The following is a 556-nucleotide window of genomic DNA, read 5'->3' on the forward strand; positions in this document are numbered from 1 at the left end:
TAATTTCCACCACCGATATAGCCTCCGCTATAGGGACAGGAATTCCCCAAATAACCATCGCTTGGCGGACAATCGTTAGATACCTCATAGACGATCCCTGCGGCAGGTGCATAGATATTTGCGCCATAGCCTCCATCGATATCCGTTCCATAGTGATAATCTCCGAGACTTCGTTGTCCTACACTGCTCGTCAGTGTATAACTCTTCATCGGTACTAAAAAAGCATCTTTTCCTTCGATCCCGATAGCAGCTGTTTCGTAATATTCCATGACCTTATCGACATAGTTCGGATCGCCATAAACAGACCATCCCATTTTGGCTGCCATCATTGCAGAAAATTCTTTCGCATTCTCTAATGTCCATTTTCCACCTTTGTTCGCATCGACCCATTCGATATAGCCACTTCCAAAATTATATCCGGCCAAAGCCACCTTTATCCTTTCCTTATCTTCTCCGGATTTCACTCCTGCTTTCTTCAATACGGAGCGCAGCTCCTGTATCCCGCAATCTATGGAATATTCAGGATCACGGATGCCATTGGGTACCTTTGGATATT

The 556-nt window shown here is 45.0% G+C and carries 1 protein-coding gene; it reads right to left on the reverse strand.

Annotated features, from left to right (window positions below):
* Positions 1–556, reverse strand: a 556-nt coding sequence (locus tag NE665_RS23955) for a lysozyme family protein (RefSeq protein ID WP_256302712.1), incomplete at both ends; no start/stop codon positions are given.

This window comes from Clostridium sp. DFI.1.208, from assembly GCF_024463855.1.
Taxonomy (GTDB): Bacteria; Bacillota_I; Bacilli_A; order Erysipelotrichales; family Erysipelotrichaceae; genus Clostridium_AQ.